Raw genomic sequence first — 21,797 nt, forward strand, 5'->3', positions numbered from 1 at the left:
GTCTCCGGTCAAGGCCATGTTCCAGATCGGTTTCACAAAATAAAAATATGAAACCCTAATGATAAAGTCAATGAGCTGTTCGCGGACACCGTGGGGCTTTGCCGCACGGGTCATGATTCAGATTGAACGGCACATGGAGTGGCGGAGCTTCGGCAGCCGCCGTGCCTGAGGGACAGAGCCGGATAACGTGCTCACCGGCTGTGCGCCAGCAAGAGAACGTCTTCGCGCTCTTTCGCCAGCCTTTTCAGCGGCCCGCCCCAACCCGTCGTTGTACGCCATCTTGATGTCGCGTTTTGGATATCAGACTCCCCGTGCGGGTGATCTGCTTCAGGTCTGCGTCTCTCATGCGGACGGGAGATCCCGCATGTCACGAGAACAGCGCCGCCCGGCAAGCGGTGTGCATGAAAGCCGTCAGTTGCGGACATCCCGGGAGGAGACCTTCAGCTGCTATGCCGTCCAGAGCCCGTTCATGACCTTCCGGCCGCGCCGGCAGGCAGGGAATGGCCGCTGGACTGTCACACAGGGCGCAAAGGCCTGACAGCAGGCAGAGGAGCGGGCGGCCCCGCATCACAAGGAGGAGGAGACACAATGAGCAAGAACAGAGGTGTGGTCTACATGCGGCCGGGCAAGGTGGAGGTTCGTGATATTGACGATCCGAAACTGGAAGCGCCGGACGGGCGCCGGATCGAGCACGGTGTCATCCTCAAGGTCATTTCCACCAACATCTGCGGCTCCGACCAGCACATGGTCCGCGGCCGGACCACGGCCATGCCGGGGCTGGTGCTGGGCCACGAAATCACCGGCCAGGTCATCGAAAAGGGCATCGACGTGGAGATGCTTGACGTTGGCGACATCGTGTCGGTGCCGTTCAATGTCGCCTGCGGGCGCTGCCGCTGCTGCAAGTCGCAGGACACGGGCGTCTGCCTGACCGTCAACCCCTCGCGCGCGGGCGGTGCCTATGGCTATGTCGACATGGGTGGCTGGATCGGCGGACAGGCGCGCTATGTCACTGTGCCTTATGCGGATTTCAACCTGCTGAAGTTCCCGGACCGCGACCAGGCCATGGCGAAGATCCGCGATCTGACCATGCTGTCCGACATTCTGCCGACCGGCTTCCATGGCGCGGTGCGTGCAGGCGTCGGCGTGGGCTCGACGGTCTATGTGGCCGGTGCCGGCCCGGTCGGCCTTGCCGCTGCCGCCTCCGCCCGCATCCTCGGTGCTGCCGTGGTGATGATCGGTGACTTCAACAAGGACCGTCTGGCCCATGCCGCCAGGATGGGCTTTGAACCCATCGACCTGTCCGCCAGCGACCGGCTGGGCGACATGATCGCTCAGGTGGTCGGCACCAACGAGGTGGACAGCGCCATTGATGCCGTCGGCTTCGAGGCCAGAGGCCATGCGGGCGGCGAGCAGCCCGCCATCGTGCTCAACCAGATGATGGAGATCACCCGGGCGGCCGGTTCCATCGGCATTCCGGGGCTTTATGTGACGGAAGATCCGGGCGCGGTGGATGAGGCGGCCAAGCAGGGCAGCCTGTCGCTGCGCTTCGGGCTCGGCTGGGCGAAGGCACAGTCGTTCCACACCGGCCAGACGCCGGTGCTGAAGTATAACCGCCAGCTGATGCAGGCCATTCTCCATGACCGGCTGCCGATTGCCGACATCGTGAATGCCAAGATCATTCCGCTGGATGATGCTGTCCAGGGCTATGAGACCTTCGATCAGGGTGCGGCAACCAAGTTCGTGCTGGACCCGCATGGCGACCTGCTGAAGGCCGCCTGAACGAAGCCTGAGGAAAACCCCGCCCGGCCATCCATGATGGCCCGGGCCACAGCAGCGGCGCACCGGAGAAATCAGCTCCGCTGCGCCGCAAGCTTTTGGCTCTTCCGCCGCCCCCCGCGTTCAGGCAAGCCGGTGAAGTTGGCTCGCATGCTGATTTGCCATTTCAGCAATTTGGAAGGCTTCTAATTCTGCAGGATTGACCCGGACCGCCCCATCGAAAATATGACAAAAATGTTCATATATTGGGGTGAAGCATGCGTATGATCAAAAAGGGCGCCTTCGGGCGGACGGCACCGGAAACCACGCCACAGGCGCTGAAGTTCCACCTGCTGCGGGCAAGTGCGCTGGGTCTGGTGCTGATGCAGGCGCCTTTCGCGCAGGCGCAGGAGGCCGCAGATGCCACCTCTCTCGACAAGATCGTCCTCTCGGCCGAAGAGCAGCTGAAGCAGGCGCCGGGCGTGTCCGTGATCAGCGCCGCCGATCTGGAACGCACGCCGGTTGCCAATGACATTTCGGAAATCCTGCGAAAAATGCCGGGCGCAAACCTGACCGGCACCACCTCCTCCGGCCAGCGCGGCAACCAGCGCCAGATCGAGCTGCGCGGCATGGGCCCGGAAAACACACTGATCCTGATCGACGGCAAGCCGGTTCTGTCGCGCAATTCCGTGCGCATGGGCCGTGCGGGCGAGCGCGACACGCGCGGCGACACCAACTGGGTGCCGGCCGAGATGATCGAGCGCATCGAGGTGATCCGCGGACCGGCAGCTGCGCGCTATGGCTCGGGCGCGGCGGGCGGCGTGGTGAACATCATCACCAAGCGGCCCGAGAAGATGAGCGGCTCCGTCACCACCTATTTCGCCCTGCCGCAGCATTCCGAAGAAGGCAGCACGGTGCGCACCAATGTGACCGTGGGCGGCCCGATCCTCGACTGGCTCTCCTTCCGCCTCAATGCAGGCTATGCGCGGACGGAGCCTGATGATGAGAACATCAACGCGAGGGCAACGGTTCCCGGCGGCACCTTGGCGGCAGGGCGTGAAGGGGTGATCAACAAGGACGTGCGGGGGCTTTTGTCCTTCACCCCACGGGATGATCACCGCTTCGATCTTGAGGGTTCCTACAGCCGGCAGGGCAATCTCTTTGCCGGAGACAGCCAGCTTGGCACCATCACGCCTGCGGTCCGCGACAGCCTGTTCGGCACCGAGACCAATTCGATGACCCGCCGCAGCCTGTCGCTGACCCATTTTGGCGACTATGACTTCGGCAAGTCCAGCAGCTATGTCCAGTGGGAGCGCACGCTCAACCGGCGCCTGTCGGAGGGGCTGGCAGGCGGGCCGGAAGGCTCGATCCAGGCCAATTCCACCTGGGGCACGATCACCCTCGACAATGTGACGGCCAAGAGCGAGTGGAACCTGCCGCTGCATATCGGCTTCGAGCAGATGCTGACGATGGGGGCCGAATTCCGCGGCGAATGGATGAACGATCCTGTGTCGATCCTGCAAGGGTTGAACGGCGCCACCGTTCCCGGCACGGTGACCAATCCGGCGCTGCGTGACCCGAATGTGAGCGCACAGATGTTCGGCGTGATGCTGGAAGACAACATCGAGATCACGGACAACTGGACCCTGACGCCCGGCATCCGCTTCGATCATCACAGCTCCTTCGGCGGCAACTGGAGCCCGAGCCTCAACACCACCTACAGGCTGACGGAGACCATCTCGCTGAAGGCCGGTATCGCCCGCGCCTTCAAGGCACCGAACCTCTATCAGCTCAACCCCAATTACGTGTACCGCACCAATGGCAACGGCTGCCCCATCGACTACCCGAGCCTCGGAAATGGCTGCCTCGTGCTGGGCAATCCGGACCTGAACCCGGAAATCGCCATCAACAAGGAAATCGGCATCAACTACACTGATGACAACGGCTGGAACGCCGGCATCACCTATTTCCACAATGACTACAAGGACCGCATCGCCTCCGGCATGGTGCCTGAGGGCACGTCCGGCACGACCCGGTATTTCCGCTGGTACAATGTGCCCGAAGCCGTGGTGCAGGGGCTTGAAGGCAACCTCGCCGTGCCGGTGATGGAGGGCCTGATCTGGAGCACCAACGCCACCTACATGATCGAGTCCAAGGACAAGCGGAACAACCAGCCCCTGTCGCTCATCCCGGAATACACGATCAACACCTCGCTGGACTGGGCCGCAACGGAAAAGCTGACGCTGATCCTCTCCGCCACCCACTATGGCAAGACGGAGTCCCCGACCCTGACCGCCACCACCGGCGGCGCGGTGACCAACCCGGAAGCGCGGGGCGCCTATACGCTGGTCAACGCCGGCATGAAATATGATCTCAACGACCACTTCCGCATGAACGCCGGCGTCAACAACATCTTCGACAAGCGCCAGTTCCGCGAAGGCAACAGCAACCAGGCCGGTGCCAACACCTACAACGAAGCCGGCCGCACCTTCTACCTGTCGCTCTCCGCCACATTCTGAGGCTGAGCGCAAACAACCGGCAAGATCAGACGGCAGGCCTGACCACGGGCCTGCCGTTTTTGTATATGCATCGCAATCCACGAGGTCTTGCGATGCAAGGGCCACACCCTGTTCAGTCCGGTTTCCTGCCGTCCGCCACACACCGCGCCGCCCCGGCCTCCGGGCCGGGGCCTGTTAGGGACGCAGTGCAGCTTTGCCTCCAGAGCAAAGACCGTGCAGGTAGCCTTACGGCTGGAAAAGGCGGTGCCATCCTTACAGGTCCCGGCCCATGTTTGGTGTAGGGGCCGGGACGGTGCGGTGGGAAGGGCAGTGCCCCAAGCAAACCCTTTCCCCGCATCACGACCGCCTGTCCGCAACGACCGCAAGGCAGGCCTGACCACGGGCCTGCCGTTTTTGCATCGTCGTGCCTTCACAGATCAACTCCCGCCCGAACCGGGCCAGTCCCGCGACGTGTGTATGACGCGCAAGATAACAACGTTCTCAAGGCTGCCGATCAACCGCAGCTCATAGGAAATGATGTAAGGCAGGCGAGTGACAGACTTCTCGTAAGTGCCGGTGACCCGGCCAGGCCGACCGGTCGCAATCCCGCCAAGGGCCTCCCCCGTGTCGCGCAGCCGGTCAGCGACCTGCCGCGCCGCAACTGGATTGTCCTTGGCAATGAACGCGATCTGTTCGCGGATGTCATCCAGCGCTGCGCGCGCCCACACGACAGGGCGCTTCACTTGTCTTCCGCGCCGTTGATCACCGCATAGAGTTCAGCCATCGCCTGATCATGCGGGACGACCCGGCCAGCGGCCGCATCGTCCATGCCCTGCTTGATGCCGTCGATGATCTTGAGCTCGCGCTCGACATAGGCCGCAATGGCCTCAGCAGCCAGAAATGACTTGCTGCGCCGGGTATCAACCGCGATCCGGTCCAGCTGTTGCTTCACCTCCGGACTGATCCGGATTGTCATCGTAGTGCTGGCAGTCACGGTGTGCGCTCCTGTGTTGATATGTGTACAAACTACCACACTGCCCGCAAATCTGCCAGACATCACCATCTTCGGCACCTGACGACCCCGCATCACGACCGCCTGTCCGCCGCAAGTCCGAACAGCGAGCGGGCGAGATGCAGGCGGCCTTCGCCGGCGCGTTCGATCATGGCACGGAAATAGCCGCCGGGACGGGAAATCTGTTCCGGATCGCGCAGCGCCTTTTCTGCCACCACCGCAAGGCAGGCCGCAGCCACATAGCGGCCCTGCTGCTCCACCGCTTGCGCATAGGCCGAGGGGCTGACACCGATCAGCACCCTAATCTCCTCTGCCGCCTCGCAGATCGCAGGCCAGGAGGTGAGCTTGTGACGGATAACCGCCTGAAGCTCGGAGCAGGCGCTTTCAACGAGACCCGCCGACACATCATCGAGCAAACCATGATGGGAGGCCCCTTGCGCCCTGCCCTGCTGCCTGTCCCGCTGGGTTTCCCGGCCCGCCCCCTGAGGCCTTGCCGCTTGCCGCAGTTTCGGTTGCTCACGGGCAGGATCGCCGCAAGGCTCTTTTTCAAGAGCCATTTCAACGGCGGAGCCGTTGTCAGTCTTCGTGTTTATGTCTCGCCCGTTAGGGCGAGTCCGTTTGATGTTACTTTCTGAAGAGTCGGGACGGTTTGTAATAGATAAGGAGGTGACGGGAATGTCACCCGTGGATGACATATTTTCAGAAAAAGCTGCATGATCCGAAGCGGCTGAGTCCAGAGCCTCCTGATAAAGGGCGCGCATCCGCTCCAGCCTGAAGCCCAGCAGCGTGTGCCGTTCCTCAAGGATGGTCTGGGCACAGGCCCTGAAGCCTTCCAGGCCCTCGCAGGCCTCATCCAGATCGGCAATGGCACGGGCAAGACGGGTCAGTTCCCGGCGGGCGGCCTGATCGGCCTTGATCTGCGCCTGAAACGCATCAGCTGCCGCGCGGAAGCTCTCCAGATTGACGCAGGCCGGCGAAAAGTCGAGCCCATAGGCCTCGATATGGCCGGAGGCATTGTCCTTCTGCACATAGCGCCGGCCCGTGGGGCTGTCGCGGTAGGCAAGGATCCCGGCTTCCACCAGCCGCTTCAGGCAGCGGATCACCGTGCGCGGATGGCGGCTCGTGTATTCGGACAGGCGCTGGTTGGAGATGGCAACCACGGGCCGCCGGCCGGCCTTGAAATCCTCCGCCTGCACAAGGCCCAGCAGAATGTCGAGCACGTGATAGGACGTGCCGTCAATGCCCAGAGCGGGAGCGACTCGCTTGAGAACGAGGGATAGATCCTGCTTCGTGACAACCGGGCGCTCTTCCTGCTGCGACAGAACGGCGGACGCAAGAATGCCTGGCGTCACCTTGCGGAAGGTGGCGATCGAAGTGGTGGACATGAAATCCTCCATCCGCCGCGAGCGTCACGCCCGGACGGTGAACAAGATGGAGATCAGAACGGGGGAAACGGGCACAAAAGTGCTTGTGCGCTCAAGACCGGGTCTTGAACGTGATTCGCTTTTCGCCTACAAGAAAAGGGTGCAAGGTTTCGTGTGGGCGAAGTCCCATTCGACCGTGAAATCGGGGATCATCTGGTTGCCGCCAGATGGTCCCTTTTCATTTGGCCTGTTGCGTCATTCCTGCTCCTTTCCGTGTTTCGGGTCGCTGTCATGGTCCGGTGCTGCGGGCCTGCTGGCGTGATCTTACCCCCACCTTGCCGGGTGAGGGATAGATTTGCCCTCAGATTTTATCGCTGCTGCCGCCGGCGTCCTTTTCAAACTCCGCGTAAAGCTGCTCCAGCTGCCCGCCCAGCCAGGCGCCAAAGGCCGCTTCCTGCTTCGGGATGGTCAGCGTCACGCCGGATGATCCGGTCTTCAGCTTGCCCAGAAGGCGCTTGCCGGAGCGGATTTCCTGTTCGCCGGTCTGGCCGGTCGCCCTCTCTGCGCCCTTGCCGCGCGCGGCCTTTGCCGCAAGGGCCATGCGCGCAGGCGCATCGCCCGCAAGGAAGGCCTTGGCCTCCAGAATGGCGCGGATGCGCGGGGCAGCTTTGGCATCGTCGAACAGTTTGGCAAAGGCCGTCCAGGCCGGCCGGCCGACATTGCGCGCCCGGCCGATCGCCAGAACAATGTCCTCCGGCACGCTGGCTGCCACCTTCAGCAGGGTGGAAACGGTCGATTCCGTCACACCCAGCACCGGCTGCATGTCGCGCTGCTTGAAGCCCGCTTCCTTCAGCTGCTGCGCCCACAGCGCCTGCTCGATCCAGGTCAGGTTCTCGCGGACACCGTTTTCCAGCGACTGCTCGCGGATCAGGTCCATGTCGGACAGCGGGCGCACATAGGCGCGGATCTTCACCGTCTCCGGACGGCCGCTCTCCTGCATCAGCGTCAGCACGGCCGCAAGGCGGCGGTGGCCATAGGCCAGCTGATAGCGCCCCTCCGCCGCCGGGTGCGGGCGCACCAGAACCGGGATCTTCTGCCCTTCGGAGGAGATCGACAGCTTCAGCTCCTCCAGCGCCTCGGCGGCCTCCTCATCGGCGGCAAAGCGGTCGCGGAAGGGCGAAGGGTCGATCTTGCCCGGGTCCAGCGCAACGATGCTGTCTTCCTTCAGCTGCGACAGGGCGCGGCCCATGGAGCTGACGACAGGTGCCACCATCCGCGTACCCTCCGCTGCGGGCGCGGCCGGGGGAGAAGACTGGGACGCGGATTGGGGTGCAGATGCAGGCTGCGCGGCAGGCGCGGATGCCTCCGCCGTTTTCTGGGCTTCAGCCGCCTTGGCCGCTTCCGCCATCATCTTGACGATGGATTTCTTCATCCCTGCCGCCTCCATACGGACTTGACCAGGTCCAGAATTTCGCCGTTCACCTGATCGGCGCTCTCCAGTGCGCGCTTCAGCGGCTCGCGCCCGACTTCGCCGGGCTCGACCTCATAGAGCGACTTCTTGGCAACGCCGGCCGAGGCCACGGCAGTGGATTCCACGGCTTCGGCCACCAGCACATCCTTGCCGAACAGGCTGCGCATGGTGCCGGCCATGATCTTCTGCGGGGCGTCGTTCGGGTTCACCCGCGTCATCAGGAACTTGACGAAATCATGCTCGAACCGCGCGCCCCCTTCCGAAAGGGTCGCCGTCACATCGGCAATCATCTTCAGAAACTGCGCGCAGGACGAGATATCCAGCATGGCCGGATGCACGGTGATGATCAGTCCCGTCGCCGCATAGAGCGAAGCAAGCGTGGTGTAGCCGAGCGAGGGCGGCGTATCGAGGATGACCAGATCGTAGTTGTCCTCCACCGTGCGGATGGCCGCATCGAGGCGCTGGAAGAACAGGCCGAGCTCGTCCGTGGTGCGGTTCACCAGCGCGTTCGGCGTGTCATATTCGAAGTCCATCAGACGCAGATTGCCCGGCACCAGATCGATGCCGGGGAAATAGGTCTTGCGGATCACGTCCTTCAGCGGCACCCGGTTGTTGTCATAGCGCAGCGCGTCATAGGCCGTGTCGGTGCGCTCGTCCTCGTCCTCGCCGGAGCGCAGGTCCCGGTCCGGCTGGATGCCGAAGGTGGTGGTCAGCGAGGCCTGCGGGTCCAGGTCGATGCACAGCACCCGGTAGCCCTGCAGCGCCAGATAATGGGCCAGATGCACGGAGGTTGTGGTCTTGGACGAGCCGCCCTTGAAATTGGCGCAGGCGATGACCTGCAGATGCTCGCCGGCCCGGCGGTGCGGCAACAGGCGCAAGGCATCGTCCGGCCGCTGTTCGGCCAGATACTTGCGCAGCTCCCACACCTGCTCGATGGTGTAGATGCGCCGGTTGTTGTCGGCGCGCAGCGGCTGCGGCCCCTTGCCGTCCAGCGTCAGGGCGCGCAAGGTGCTTTCCGGAATGCCGAGCAGGCGCACCAGATCCAGCGTCGAAAACGTGCGGCCATAGGACTTGCGCGCCTCGGGGGGATAGGTCATCTCGCGCATGGACTGGAGCTTGTCCGACAGGCGCTGGGTGAAATCCCCGATCTTGGCGGTTGTGTCCTTGGCGCTATCCATCTCGCCTGCGAGCATCTCGATCTCCTGACGGTTTCGCATTCGAGCGCGACCTCAATACCGTCAGAAATGCCCCAACCCCGCCGATTCTGCAAGAAATATTAGGTTAACGGAAGCTTAAGCCCAGTTCCGCCGGGCGGTTGCCGCTTGCACAAAGACAAAAGCGGCCCCGGATGCCGGGACCGCCTGTCTTTTAGCGTGGGTCTTGCGTGCTTATTCCGCCGGGGCGGGCATGCCTTGCGGCAGCTTGCCCTTTTTGTAGGAGACCGAAGCCTCCACGAACTCGTCAGCAGCCTTCATGTTGGGCTTGGTGACGAGGCTGACGGCGATGAACAGGAGCGTCGAGACCGGCAGGGCCAGCACACCGGCGTTGAGGCCGAAGAGCTTGTTGCCCGTCAGGTACATCCACACCACGAAGGCAACGCCGCCGAGGATGGAGACCAGTGCACCGGCCGCCGTGCCGCGCCGCCAGAAGAAGGCGCCGATGATGGCCGGAACCGTGACCAGCAGGCCGACGGACGCTGCCACCGACAGGATGGCGATCATCGAGAACTCCATCGCGGCAAAGACCAGCGAGACGATGGAGATGAACGGGATGATCAGCTTGCCGATGAAGAGCTGGCGCGCGTCGCTCGCCCCGCCCGTCACGTTGCTCCACACATCGCGGGCAAAGATCGACGACAGGGTGAGGAGGATCGAGTCGATGGTGGAGACGGCAGCCGCCAGAATGCCGACCATGACCATGACGCCCAGAACCGGCGGCACCAGATCCGAGGCCAGCAGGGTGGAGGTGGCAAGGTCACCCTTCTCCAGCTCCGGGAAGGCGACGAAGGCGGAGAAGCCCCAGAGTACCGACACGACCGTATAGACGAAGCCGAAGCACAGGAAGATCACCAGCATGCGGCGCAGCGCCTTGAGGGAAGCCGGCATATAGAGGCGCTGGCTCACCTGCGGGTTGGAGATGGCGAAGAAGAACCACGGAATGGTCAGCCCCAGGAAGGTGGTGAAGCTGAAGAGGCCGGGCCCGGGCACCTGCAGCAGTTCCGGCTTGGTGGCCTGAATGGCACCGAAGAGGCCGGAGAATCCGCCCAGCTCGATCAGCACCAGACCGCAGACCAGCACCGAGGCGACGATCATCATCAGCGCCTGCAGGCTGTCCGTCCACATCACCGAGCGGATACCGGCCACATAGGAGAAGATGATGGCCAGCACCGTGGAAATGACCACGCCCCACAGGAAGGGAATGCCGCCGCCGGTCATGCCCGACAGGAGGTACCCCACGCCCGACAGCTGCACCGCCGAATAGGGGATGAGGAACACGAGGCTGACGAGACCGGCCGCCACGGCCACCCAGCGGCTGCCGTAGCGCGTGCCCAGCATCTCATAGGGCGTGACGAAGCCGTATTTCTTGCCCACCGCCCAGAAGCGCGGGCCGAAGATGGCGACGAGCGACACACCGGCGAAATAGATGATCTCGAAGCCGAGAGCACCGACGCCGCCCTTGAAGGTGAGACCGGCAAGGCCGATCATCATGAAGGCCGAATAGGTGGTCGCCGAGTAGCTCAGCGCCGACAGCACGCCGCCCATGGAGCGCCCGCCGATGAAATATTCGGACATGCTGGCGGACTCGCCCGAGCGCGAGATATAGGCCACCACGAAGGAGGCGAGGACGTAGATCACCAGTCCCCAGACGACAAGGGTCACACTCATGCCTCGTCCTCCTCGAAGCTGGACGTCGCCAGAATGTTGAGGACGATGACGGCAACACCCGCCACGCACCAGAACAGGAACGAGCCATACCATTCCGCCACATTGGTGAGCAGCGTATAGGGTATGGCGTAGCAGGCGAGGACGACCACGCCTATCAAGTATAGAGCAGCTTTCGACATGTGGTGACTTCCCTCTAGAGTTTGGTGGGTTGTTTTCTCCGCCTTGTACCCGGCGGTTTGAACGGGCGTTGCACGGCGCCCGCAAGTTCCCCGGCCGTCCGCCGGAGCACATCAGGTGACAGGCTCAGCGCCCGGAAGGCGCAAGACCTGTGAGCCAGCTTTCAATATCCGCCGCATCGGTCACGTCGGCATATTTCTGGCCCATGTCATAAAGGTTGGCGTCATGCGGGGCCGCAGCGCGGTCAGCGCAGCAATCGGCCGGAACCAGCACATTGAAGCCGCTCTGCACCGCATCCACCACGGAGGCGCGCACGCAGCCCGATGTTGTGGCACCGGTGACGACCAGCGTGTCCACACCTGCCCCGGTCAGCAGGCCAGCAAGTGCCGTGCCATGAAAGGCGGAAGCGCCCTTCTTGGTGATCACCGGGTCCTGCGGCTGAATGCCCGTTGCCGCGTCAATCTCCACCAGCCGGCTGCCTTCCAGAAGAGCAGCCATGCCGGCCGCCTTGCGCAGCCAGGGCAGCAGGGCGATCTCGCCGGGATGATAGGCAATCGTCGTGTAAATGACCGGAAAGCCCTTGGCGCGGGCGATATCCGTCAGCCGCCGTGTGGCAGCCATCTGCGCGCTCATGTCCGCCGCCGTCGGATAGGCGGTGTCGGTGAAGCCACAGGTGAAATCGACCACCAGAACGGCAGGCCTCGTGCCGCGCGGCACCGGCTGGCCAAACCCGGCCGCCTGATATGTTTCTTCCTGCTGTGTCATGTCCTTGCCCCCCTTCGGCTGGACAGTGGTTACATCAGACCGCAAGAGGCCGAACGCCCCCTGCCCTTGCACGCATCATCCCTGATGCCGGTGAGAGCTTTGGGAAAAGCCCGAATTCTCCTCACCCCGGCACGGCGTTTCAGCCCCCCTCCCCCTCGTGGGGAGGGGTGAGGGGTGGGGGGAAAGGCCTTTCCGTCTGACAGAGAGTCCATTGATTTCATACCGATGCCCCTCCGGTGCCTCTTCAGGAAAATTCCACTTTCCAAATCCTTGCAGGCTCAGAGCCCCCCACCCCTTACCCCTCCCCACCAGGGGGAGGGGGGCGGAGAGGCCCTGCCACAGAACAGATGCATCACTGCGGTTCGGCTCATTCCCCTGGCCTTGCACGCATCATCCCTGATGCCGGTGACGGCTTTGGGAAAAGCCCGAATTCTCCTCACCCCGGCACGGCGTTTCAGCCCCCCTCCCCCTCGTGGGGAGGGGTGAGGGGTGGGGGGAACGCCCTTTCCGGCTGACAGAGAGTCCATTGATTTCATATCGATGCCCCTCCGGTGCCTCTTCAGAAAAATTCCACTTTCCAAATCCTTGCAGGCTCAGAGCCCCCCACCCCTTACCCCTCCCCACCAGGGGGAGGGGGGCGGAGAGGCCCTGCCACAGATCAGATGCACCACTGCGGTTCGGCTCATTCCCCTGCCCTGACCTCAGGCCCAATCAGGCCCGCGCCATCTGGATGTCCTTCACGACGATGTCGCCATCGATCACCACGGGCTCGTCATCGAGGAACAGCGAGCAGCCGCGCATCGGGATGTCGAGGTGGCAGGCGGTGTCGTTCGGTCCGCCCAGCTCGTTGTTCGGGCCGGTGGAGAACATGACGTTGCCGTAGAAGCTGCGCGGTTCCATGCCCATGCCTCCGGGGAAGGCGCCCGGCACCATGTTGTGCCACCTGGCATGGGGGTTCATGCCCCAGCCCACATGGCTCATGCCCATACCGCGCGGATCGTTGAAGGCGTCCATGTAGGACTTCACCAGCTCCGCATCGAGGCCGCCGCGAATGTCGCGCACGAAGCCCTTTTCGATGGTGTAGATGATGGGCTCGCGCACATAGATGTTCTGCGGCAGCAGGATGTCGCCCGGCGCCACCACGATCTGCCCGTCCACACCGTCATCATCCCCGCCCGTGAAGACGAAGCCCGAGGGCCAGTGGTCCCAGCGGCCCGGCTCGTCGGTGCAGGCATATTCCGTCACCGTGGGATAGGTGTTCAGCTTGTAGGTCACATCCGTGCCATGGCGCGAGGTGATGCGCATGACTTTCGCCTTGGCCAGCATTTCCCCGGCGATTTCCACCTTTTCGCGGATTTCCCTAGTCGGCAGCATGCGTGCCAGCAGCTCCGGCGGCTCCACGGCGGTGAGAATGCGCGTGCCGGCGGCCTGAATGGCCATCTGCTCGGGCGAGAACAGCAGGAACACGCAGTCGATGAGCATGTCACAGGCCTTCAGCGCTTCCACCGCATCGGGCATGGCGGCAAGGCCGGTGACGCCGACGTTCCAGCCGCTCATCGGCAGCGGCGCGGGCAGGCGCATGTGATACATCAGCGCGCCAAGACGCTGGCCTGCGGCCATGAAGGCATCGGCATAATCAAGCCGGTCGCTGCCCTGCGTCAGGACGATGAGCTTCTCGCCCTCATGCACGCCCGACATCTTCAGCTGATGCAGGCAGATCTCGGTAAAGCTGGCGTGGTCCATGTGCTGTGTCCTCTTTTTGTCTTTTTGGGCTTAAGGCTTGAAATCCATGACGGCGGAGAGGAAGCCCTCCAGATCGTCCCAGGGGATCATGTGCCCGGCCTTTTCGACGATCATCACCTCGATGCCCGGCGAAAGCTGGCAGATCTCCGCGATATCCTCCTTGCCGATCACCGCAGCCCCGCCCGCCACCACGAGGCGCATGGGAAGGCGCAGATGCGGCAAGTCGGCGTGGATGTCGTCCGTGTGGAAGCCGTCATAGGCGGTGCGGATTGCGTCGAGCTGGCAGGTGTGCAGCCACTCGGCGCGGATCGCGTTCTGCTCGTCCGTCCAGGTGGGGCAGAAGCGGCGAATGTCCTCGCCCGAACAGCCCTTCTGCGCCATGAGGATGGAATCCTCATACCAGTTCCAGGCCGAAGGATAGGCCCGCCGACCGGGGCCGGAGACCGGCGGGTCCACCAGCACGAGGCCGGAGAAGGCCTCCGGCGCCTTGCGGGCCGCGCGGATGGCGGTGCGGGCGCCCATGGAATGGCCCAGCACCACCGGCTTGCCGAGGCCGGCGGCTTCCGCCACCGCAATGGCATCTTCCGCCATGGCATCGAGCGAATAGTCGAGCGCCCCTGCTTCACTCAGGCCGCGGCCGCGCACGTCCAGCACATACACGTCGAAAGCCTCAGCGAGGCGTTCGGCGACAAAGCCCCAGGTCACCGCCGGCGAGGTGATGCCCGGAATGAGCAAGAGCGAAGGCCCGTTGCCGGCGTGATGCACCAGATGCTGGCGAATGCCATTGGCGTGAACGTTGTAGCCGCGTGCCATCACCCGCCCCCTCAATATGCGCCGGACAGCAGCGTGCCGCCGCCGGGAACGCGGGTGTCGAGATCCAGCGCTTTCAGCATCTGCCATGTGGTGGCGATGGCCGCCGTCAGCACCGGCTTGCCGGTGATGGCTTCCGCCATGGGCACGGCCGGCAGCGAGGGCATCTGCACGCAGGCGGACAGAACCACCGCATCCACGTCATCAGTCTTCATGCCCTTGACGATGCCCGGCAGGTTCATCGGGTCATGGGCGGCAACGGCCAGATTGTCCGGGATTTCCAGCGCCCGCCAGTCGCTCACCTCGATGCCCTCATTGCGGATATAGGCAACGACCAGCTCCGTCAGCGGCTTCATGTAGGGAGCAACAAGCGCGATTTTCCTCGCGCCGATCGCCCGCAGACCCTCGACCAGCGCCCCGGCGGAGGTGACCACCGGCGCAGCATTGCCGTTCTCGACCGTCACGCCATGCAGGCGGGTCTGGCTCTGGCAGTGATAGCCAAGGCCCATGGCCATGATCGCCACGAGGCAGGCGTAACCCATCACGTCAACGCGGGCGTCGGAAAGCTCCAGCGCGCAACGGTCGCTGTCCGCATCCATCGCCGCCAGCTCTTCCTTGGTCACGTGCTTCATGCGCATGCGGGAGGAGTGGAAGGTAAACCGCTCCGGCGCAATCTGCTCGCGCATGCGCAACAGCGCCGGGATTTCCGTTTCCATCGTCACGTTCGAGCTCGGGACGATCTGCCCGATACGGTAGGTCTTCATGCCTGTGGCTCCCTCCATTCACTGGAAGCCACGTTAATTATTCATTTGAATAATAACAAGCCCATTTTTTCGGCAGCGCTTGAAGATGGTCAGCGGACGGGAATGAAGCCACCCCGGCACGGCTTCTCCGCTCCCCTCCCCCTCGTGGGGAGGGGTGAGGGGTGGGGGGGCTCTGAGCCGAAAACTATATGAAAGACAGATAGATACCTGAAAAGGCATCACGAGGGGTAGCCATCTGAAATCAATGGACACTCTACCAGACGGAAAGGCTTCCCCCCACCCCTAACCCCTCCCCACGAGGGGGAGGGGGGCTGAGACGCCGCGCCAGAGTAACCAGACTGCTGGCTCTCCCCAAACCGTCTTTGGCTTCAAACACGATGTGTGCATGCAGTAGCCCCACGAGGGGGAGGGGGGCGGAAAGGCCGTGCCCGATTGGCGAAATTACAAACTTTCCCCAAAACCCCGCCCAATCACAACGGCGCGCGCAGTCCGGCGGAGAGGAAGCGGACCAGATGGTCCAGCATCTCGTCCTTGCCGAAGGCGGTGAGGTGGCCTTCCGTGAGGTCGCCGATGCGGCCCAGATCATTGAGCATGAAGAGATAGGCGCCGACGAGGAAGGCCATGCGCACGCTGATGATATCCTTCGGCACATGCGGCAGGATGCGGGAAAGAACCGCGATGTAGCGCTTGACCGAAGCGTCATAGACCTCACGGCGCAGGCGCAGCGCGTGTTCTTCCGGCTCGGCATGGAGCCGGGCCTGCATGGCGACAAAAGCGGCACCGTTGGGCCCGGAATATTTCATGTCCCACTGGGGCTTCAGATAGGCAAAGACCACATCCTCCACCGTGGGCGTTTCGGTGAATTCCAGCAGCCGGTCGAGATTGACATGCCGGTGCCCGGCCAGCACCCCGCCCCGGCGGCGGAAGCACTCATCGAAGAGATCCACCTTGGAGCCGAAATAGTAGCGGATCAGCCCCTGATTGACCCCGGCGCGGGCCGCGATATCGCGCAGGTTCGCGCCCTCAAAGCCCGCCTCGGCAAAGGCCAGCTCCGCATGGTCGAGGATCTGGTCCTTCAGATCCGGCGCCGCACCGGCCTGCTCGCCCCGCGCCGGACGCCCCGGCCCGCGCGGCTTGGACCGCTTAGCCGCGCCTGATTTCGCCTTCGCGTCTGCCGCAGGTGTCTTGCTGGTTTCCGCCACGCGGATTTCCTCATGTCTCGTGTCTGGCCCCAACCGGAGGGCCGTGTTTGCATTGGATGGCCAGAGAAGGAAAGCGCCCTCCTCTTGCCGCAGCACCCCTGGGGCCTGCGTCCTGGCCATTCCGGCGTGGCGCTTCAGCCCCCCTCCCCCTCGTGGGGAGGGGTGAGGGGTGGGGGGGGAAGCCTTTCCGGCTGGCAGAGTATCCATTGCTTCCCTTCTCCAGCTTCTTCAGGAAAAGTTCTGCTTTCCAATCCCTTGCAACCTCAGAGCCCCCCACCCCTTACCCCTCCCCACGAGGGGGAGGGGGGCGGAGAGGTCCTGCCGTCATCCCGTCAGCCCATCATGCCGGTGCATTCTTCCTCCGCGCGCCCAAAGCCACCATTGCCTCCTCAAGGAGAGAGACGAACTGCTGCCTGACTGGCCACCCCGTGTAAAGACCACCCCAATCAGAGGGCAAAAGATTGCTGACTCATACGCTCATATTATTCATATGAATAATTAAATCAGCCGCTTCAGCAAGGCAAGGAAGGTTGCCTGCTCGTCTGGTGAGAGCGGCGCAAGCGTTGCCTCGGTGATGGCGCGCATTTGCGGCACAATCTCGTCCAGCAGATCGCGGCCCGCCTGCGTGGTGGAGAGCAGATGGCGGCGCTTGTCCTCGCCGTCCTTTTCCAGCCGGATCAGCCCGCGCGCGATCAGCCGCGTGACGACCCCCTTCGTCGTCGCCGCATCCATGCCCGCCATTCGCCCCAGCGCATTCTGCGACACCGGTCCGCGCACCTCGCGCAGGCGGAACAGGGTGGAAAACTGCGTTGCCGTCAGGCCTCCGGTCATCCGCTCGGAGAAAATCGCCATGTGCCGCTGATAGGCAAGGCGCAGCAGGAATCCCGCCTGCTCGTCCAGCACATAGGCCTTCTCACTGGCCTTGTCATTTCCGGATGCTGTCATCAGCCCGCAGTCTCCCCGCCGGTCTTTTTTTGTTTGAATCTGCCTTATCACGAGTTCCGCAGCAAAGGTTGCAGTTTCGCATGAGCATCAGTCCGGATGCCGCTCTGCCCAGGGCGCGGCGTGGGCAAAATTTCCACCTGCACAGCATTTGCGCAAAAATAAGTATCATCCCGTAAAAATTCGTTTGCATACATACAAATTTTTTGCTCAACTCATGTCAACGCTCCCCCGAGAGAGCGATCCAGAGGGTACCATGACCGACACGTTCTGCCTGACCGTGAACGGGGCACGCCACGTGCTGCCGCATCCGGAAGACCGCACGCTTCTCGATATCCTGCGCAGCGAGCTGAAGCTGACGGGGGCGAAGTATGGCTGCGGCATGGCCCAGTGCGGAGCTTGTACCGTGCTGGTGAATGGCAGGCCAGCCCGCGCCTGCGTGCTGCGCGCCGCCCGCGCCGCAGGGTGCGAAATCACCACGCTGGAAGGCCTCGCCGATGCGGAAACCGGCGCGCTATCCCCCGTGCAGCAGGGCTTTCTGGAGTGTGAGGGGGCGCAGTGCGGCTATTGCCTCAATGGCATGGTGATGACCGCGACCGCTCTTCTGGCAGACAATCCCTCTCCGTCACGCGAGGAAATCCGCGCCGCCCTGCGGCATAACCTGTGCCGCTGCGGCACCCATCTGGAAATCATCGCCTCCGTCGAGCGCGCCGCCGAACTCATGCGCGGAGGTGCATCATGAGCCCCGCTGCCCCTGCCCTCATCATCCACGAGGACCGGCCCAATGGCCGCGCCGTCTATCTGCATCTTGCGGCAGACGGCAGCGCCACCGGCTTCAACGGCCATGTGGATCTTGGCACCGGCATTGAGACGGCGCTGGCGCAGATCGTTGCCGAAGAGCTGGATCTGCCGCTCGGCGCCGTGCGCATGGTGCTGGGCGACACGGCGCTGACGCCGGATCAGGGGCCGACGATTGCCTCCGAAACCATTCAGGTGGCCGCCATCCCGCTGCGCCTTGCCGCCGCGCAGGCCCGTGCGGTGCTGGCCGCAGAGGCCGCCCGCCGCTTCAACGCCCCGGCGGATGCGCTGCGGCTGGAGGCAGGCCGCGCCGACTGGCAGGACAAGAGCCTCACCTATGCCCAGCTGCTGGAGGGCCTCAGCCTCGATCTGCCGCTGGATCGTTCCGTACCAGTCAAGGCCCCGGCGGAGTACCGCATCGTCGGCCAGAAGACCGGGCGGCGTGACCTGCCGGAGAAGCTGCGCGGCCAGCATCCCTATATCCACGATCTGGATGTGCCCGGCATGGTGCATGGCCATGTCATCCGCCCGCCCTATGCCGGGCGCGACAGCGGCAGTTTCATCGGCCACAGCCTAATCAGCTTTGACGAGGCCGCCGTGCGGGGCATGCCGGGCTTCATCGCCATCGTGCGGCAGGCGGATTTTCTGGCGGTGGTGGCGGAGCGGGCCGATCAGGCGGAGGCGATCGCTCAGGCCCTGCCCGTGCACTGGCGCATGCCGCCGGAGCTGCCGGACATGGCCAGCCTGCGCCAGACGCTGAAGGACCATCCCTCAACGCCCCGCCCGCTGGACCAGACCGGAAACTTCGCCCACGGCATCAGTGAATGCGATGTGGCGCGTGAGCGCACTTACATCTGGCCCTATCACGAGCACGGCTCCATCGGCCCCTCCTGCGCCATTGCCGACTGGGCGGAGGGGCAGCCGGTGGTCTGGTCCGGCACGCAGAACCCGCACATGCTGCGCGGTGATCTCGCCGTGCTGGTGGATCTGCCGCCGGAGGCCATCGAGATCCGCCGCTATCAGGCCGCCGGCTGCTATGGCCGCAACTGCGCCGATGATGTCTGCGGCGACGCGCTGCTGCTCTCCCGCGCCATCGGCCAGCCGGTGCGCGTGCAGCTGACCCGGGCGCAGGAGCACCTGTGGGAGCCCAAGGGCGCGGCGCAGCTGATGGAAGTGCACGGCGGCATGAAGGCGGGCAGCCTGCACGCCTATGCCATCGACACCTGGTATCCCTCCAACCGCGGGCCCAATCTGGCGCTGCTGCTGACCGGGCGCGTCAGCCCCGAGCCGCGTCCTTCCGACATGGGCGACCGCACCATCATTCCGCCCTACCGGGTGCCGCACAAGCGCATCACCGTGCATGACATGGCGCCCATGGTGCGCGCCGCCTGGATGCGCGGCGTCTCGGCCCTGCCGAACACCTTTGCCCATGAAAGCTTCATCGACGAAATGGCTTTCGAGGCGGGGGAAGATCCGGTCGATTTCCGTCTGCGGCATCTCGATGATCCCCGGCAGGCCGAACTGGTGCGGCGCACGGCGGCAGAGGCGGGCTGGTCCGCCCGCAGCGGCCCGCGCCTGCGGCGCGAGGGGCGCATGGCCTATGGTCAGGGCTTTGCCTTTGCCACCTATGTGCATGGCACCTTCCCCGGCGTTGCCGCCGCCTCCGCCGCCTGGGTGGTGGATGTGGCGGTGGACACGGAGACGGGCGAAGTCACCCTGACGCGCATCTTCATCGGGCAGGATCAGGGCCTTGTCATCAACCCGGACGGGGTGCGCCAGCAGATCCACGGCAACGCGGTGCAGACCGCCAGCCGCGTGATGCTGGAAGAAGTCACCTTCGACGAGATTTCCCCCACGCCGCAAAGCTGGGCGGCCTATCCGATCCAGACCTTCCCCGCCGTGCCGGACATCAGCACCATGCTGATTGCCCGCCCGGAAGACCCGCCGCTGGGTGTGGGCGAAAGCGCCGCCGTGCCAAGCGCTGCGGCCATCGCCAATGCCATTTTCGATGCCACGGGCTTGCGCCTGCGCGAGGTGCCCTTCACGCCGGAAAAGATGCGCAGCGCCCTTGCCGCCCATGGCTTTGACGGTGCCGCCGCCCTGCCCGGCCCTGCTTCTGGGAAAAAGAACCACAGCCTGCGCCGCAAGCTGCTGGGCCTTGGCACGGTGCTGGGCGGCGCGCTCACCTTCGGCGCGGTTGCCCTGCCGCTCAACCGGCCCATTGCGCCGGTGGCCCCTTCCGCTCCCGCTTCCTTCTCGGCGGAAACGCTGGAGCGCGGACGGCAGGTGTTTGCCCTTGGCAACTGCGCCAGCTGCCACACGGCGGAAGGCGGCATCGCCAATGCGGGCGGGCGGCCCGTGGTCACGCCCTTTGGCACCATCTACAGCACCAACCTGACGCCGGACGCAGAGACCGGCCTTGGCCGCTGGAGCTTCGAGGCCTTCGACCGGGCCATGCGCCACGGCATCAGCCGCGACGGGCACAATCTCTATCCGGCCTTCCCCTACACATCTTTTGCCAAGATGTCGGGCGAGGACATGCTGGCGCTCTACGCCTTCCTGCAGACGCTTGCGCCCGTCAGCCAGATGGCGCCGCAGGCGCAGATGATCGCCCCGGCCAACCTGCGCCCGGCGCTGTCCGTGTGGAACCTGCTCTATCACGATGCAAGGCCCTTCATGCCCGAGCCAGCCAAGGGCGAGGTGTGGAACCGGGGCAAGTATCTGGTGGAAGCCGCCGGCCATTGCTCCGCCTGCCACGCCCCGCGCAATGCCGCCGGGGCTGAAATGCCGGAGCTGACGGGGGCCATGATCAAGGGCTGGTACGCGCCTGCGCTCGCCGGAGCGGAGGCCACCGCCAGAGGCTGGGACGAGGACACGCTCTTTGCCTATCTGCGGACCGGCCATTCGGAAGCCGCCACCGCCTCCGGCCCCATGGCCGAGGTGACCGCCAGCCTCACCGCCCTGCCGGACAGCGACATCCGCGCCATGGCCACCTATCTCGCCTCTCTGGGGGAAGGCGATCCGAAGGCAGCGATGACTCCCGTAACGGAAGCTTCTCCCGCACCCGGACCAGGCAGCCGCATCTATGACAGCGCCTGCGCCGTCTGCCACGAGCCGGCCATTTCCGGCACGGTCACCGCCGCCCTCTCCCCGCTCAGCCGCTCCCCCGCCCTGCGCGCCCCAAAGCCGGACGCGCTCTACTCGGTTCTGGACGAGGGCGTCCGCGCCCCCGATGGCCTCGCCTTGCGCGACATGCCCTCCTTCCACGGCGAGCTGACCGCCAGCAACCGCGAGGCGCTGGCCACCTACCTCCGCCACCGCTTCGCCCCGGACCTGCCGCCATGGTGAGAGGGGAGAGATTCGAATGGCCGGAGCTGGGAAGCGGGCAGTCCCGCGAATGGCTGCAGCGCCCCTCTCCCCCCATGCTGAACCAGCTTCATGGCAGGGCATCTCCGCCCCCCTCCCCCTGGTGGGGAGGGGTAAGGGGTGGGGGGCTCTGAGCCGGAAACGATATGAAAGACAGACAGATACCAGAAAAGGCACCGGAGGATCAGAGGTATGAAATCAATGAACACTCCGCCAGCCGGAAAGGCCTTTCCCCCCACCCCTAA

18 protein-coding genes are annotated in these 21,797 nt (G+C 64.3%); 5 read left to right on the forward strand and 13 right to left on the reverse strand.

Annotated features, from left to right (window positions below):
- Window positions 1–588 precede the first annotated feature (588 nt).
- Together fdhA and AC0CMF_RS22340 are read left to right on the forward strand one after the other, a co-directional pair.
- Window positions 589–1,779 carry a formaldehyde dehydrogenase, glutathione-independent gene (fdhA, locus tag AC0CMF_RS22335; RefSeq protein ID WP_374630858.1) on the forward strand — a complete coding sequence of 397 codons (1,191 nt, stop codon included), beginning with the start codon at window positions 589–591 and terminating at the stop codon, window positions 1,777–1,779.
- Window positions 1,780–2,033: 254 nt separating this feature from the next.
- On the forward strand, window positions 2,034–4,274 hold the full coding sequence (locus tag AC0CMF_RS22340) for a FepA family TonB-dependent siderophore receptor (RefSeq protein ID WP_374630857.1): 2,241 nt from the start codon (window positions 2,034–2,036) through the stop codon (window positions 4,272–4,274).
- A 416-nt stretch (window positions 4,275–4,690) separates the two neighbouring features.
- Here the strand turns inward: AC0CMF_RS22340 and AC0CMF_RS22345 are convergent, their stop codons facing one another.
- The 3 genes from AC0CMF_RS22345 to repC form a co-directional block, all read right to left on the reverse strand.
- A complete protein-coding gene (locus tag AC0CMF_RS22345) occupies window positions 4,691–4,996 on the reverse strand; it encodes a type II toxin-antitoxin system RelE/ParE family toxin (RefSeq protein ID WP_055456639.1) in 306 nt (101 codons plus the stop codon).
- Entirely contained in the window at window positions 4,993–5,247 is a 255-nt protein-coding gene (locus AC0CMF_RS22350; RefSeq protein WP_050475473.1) for a CopG family ribbon-helix-helix protein, read from the reverse strand. The genes AC0CMF_RS22345 and AC0CMF_RS22350 overlap by 4 nt, the downstream gene beginning before the upstream one ends.
- A gap of 92 nt (window positions 5,248–5,339) precedes the next feature.
- Complete coding sequence (repC, locus tag AC0CMF_RS22355) at window positions 5,340–6,650, reverse strand: plasmid replication protein RepC (protein WP_374630854.1); 1,311 nt, start codon at window positions 6,648–6,650, stop codon at window positions 5,340–5,342.
- On the opposite strand from repC, the gene AC0CMF_RS22360 reads away from it, so the two are divergent.
- Window positions 6,649–6,951, forward strand: coding sequence for a hypothetical protein (locus AC0CMF_RS22360; protein WP_374630852.1), 303 nt, complete (start codon window positions 6,649–6,651; stop codon window positions 6,949–6,951). The two genes, repC and AC0CMF_RS22360, sit on opposite strands and share 2 nt — an antisense overlap.
- A 39-nt stretch (window positions 6,952–6,990) precedes the next feature.
- Here AC0CMF_RS22360 and repB read toward each other — a convergent pair whose 3' ends face one another.
- The 10 genes from repB to AC0CMF_RS22410 all read right to left on the reverse strand — a co-directional run bounded on the left by repB (window position 6,991) and on the right by AC0CMF_RS22410 (window position 17,391).
- On the reverse strand, window positions 6,991–8,061 hold the full coding sequence (gene repB / locus AC0CMF_RS22365) for a plasmid partitioning protein RepB (protein ID WP_374630850.1): 1,071 nt from the start codon (window positions 8,059–8,061) through the stop codon (window positions 6,991–6,993).
- Complete coding sequence (gene repA, locus AC0CMF_RS22370) at window positions 8,058–9,317, reverse strand: plasmid partitioning protein RepA (protein WP_374630848.1); 1,260 nt, start codon at window positions 9,315–9,317, stop codon at window positions 8,058–8,060. The genes repB and repA overlap by 4 nt, the downstream gene beginning before the upstream one ends.
- Before the next feature lie 171 nt (window positions 9,318–9,488).
- Window positions 9,489–10,985, reverse strand: coding sequence for a sodium:solute symporter family protein (locus tag AC0CMF_RS22375; protein WP_374630846.1), 1,497 nt, complete (start codon window positions 10,983–10,985; stop codon window positions 9,489–9,491).
- Complete coding sequence (locus AC0CMF_RS22380; protein ID WP_050475468.1) at window positions 10,982–11,164, reverse strand: hypothetical protein; 183 nt, start codon at window positions 11,162–11,164, stop codon at window positions 10,982–10,984. The genes AC0CMF_RS22375 and AC0CMF_RS22380 overlap by 4 nt, the downstream gene beginning before the upstream one ends.
- Window positions 11,165–11,288: 124 nt before the next feature.
- Window positions 11,289–11,927, reverse strand: coding sequence for an isochorismatase family protein (locus tag AC0CMF_RS22385; RefSeq protein WP_374630844.1), 639 nt, complete (start codon window positions 11,925–11,927; stop codon window positions 11,289–11,291).
- Window positions 11,928–12,638: 711 nt separating this feature from the next.
- Window positions 12,639–13,670 (reverse strand): 2,5-dihydroxypyridine 5,6-dioxygenase NicX family protein, encoded by a 1,032-nt coding sequence (locus AC0CMF_RS22390; RefSeq protein ID WP_472482468.1) that lies wholly within the window; start codon window positions 13,668–13,670, stop codon window positions 12,639–12,641.
- 30 nt (window positions 13,671–13,700) lie between these two features.
- Entirely contained in the window at window positions 13,701–14,483 is a 783-nt protein-coding gene (locus AC0CMF_RS22395; RefSeq protein WP_472482469.1) for an alpha/beta fold hydrolase, read from the reverse strand.
- 11 nt (window positions 14,484–14,494) lie between these two features.
- Complete coding sequence (locus AC0CMF_RS22400; protein WP_058901079.1) at window positions 14,495–15,244, reverse strand: maleate cis-trans isomerase family protein; 750 nt, start codon at window positions 15,242–15,244, stop codon at window positions 14,495–14,497.
- 470 nt (window positions 15,245–15,714) lie between these two features.
- On the reverse strand, window positions 15,715–16,446 hold the full coding sequence (locus AC0CMF_RS22405) for a TetR/AcrR family transcriptional regulator (protein WP_472482470.1): 732 nt from the start codon (window positions 16,444–16,446) through the stop codon (window positions 15,715–15,717).
- 498 nt (window positions 16,447–16,944) lie between these two features.
- Window positions 16,945–17,391 (reverse strand): MarR family winged helix-turn-helix transcriptional regulator, encoded by a 447-nt coding sequence (locus AC0CMF_RS22410; RefSeq protein WP_050475345.1) that lies wholly within the window; start codon window positions 17,389–17,391, stop codon window positions 16,945–16,947.
- Between the two features lie 253 nt (window positions 17,392–17,644).
- On the opposite strand from AC0CMF_RS22410, the gene AC0CMF_RS22415 reads away from it, so the two are divergent.
- Window positions 17,645–18,130 carry a (2Fe-2S)-binding protein gene (locus AC0CMF_RS22415; RefSeq protein ID WP_472482471.1) on the forward strand — a complete coding sequence of 162 codons (486 nt, stop codon included), beginning with the start codon at window positions 17,645–17,647 and terminating at the stop codon, window positions 18,128–18,130.
- On the forward strand, window positions 18,127–21,534 hold the full coding sequence (locus tag AC0CMF_RS22420) for a molybdopterin cofactor-binding domain-containing protein (protein WP_472482472.1): 3,408 nt from the start codon (window positions 18,127–18,129) through the stop codon (window positions 21,532–21,534). Before AC0CMF_RS22415 ends, AC0CMF_RS22420 begins: the two co-directional genes overlap by 4 nt.
- Window positions 21,535–21,797 lie beyond the last annotated feature (263 nt).

It is taken from the genome of Pannonibacter sp. CBAS1226, from assembly GCF_055685825.1.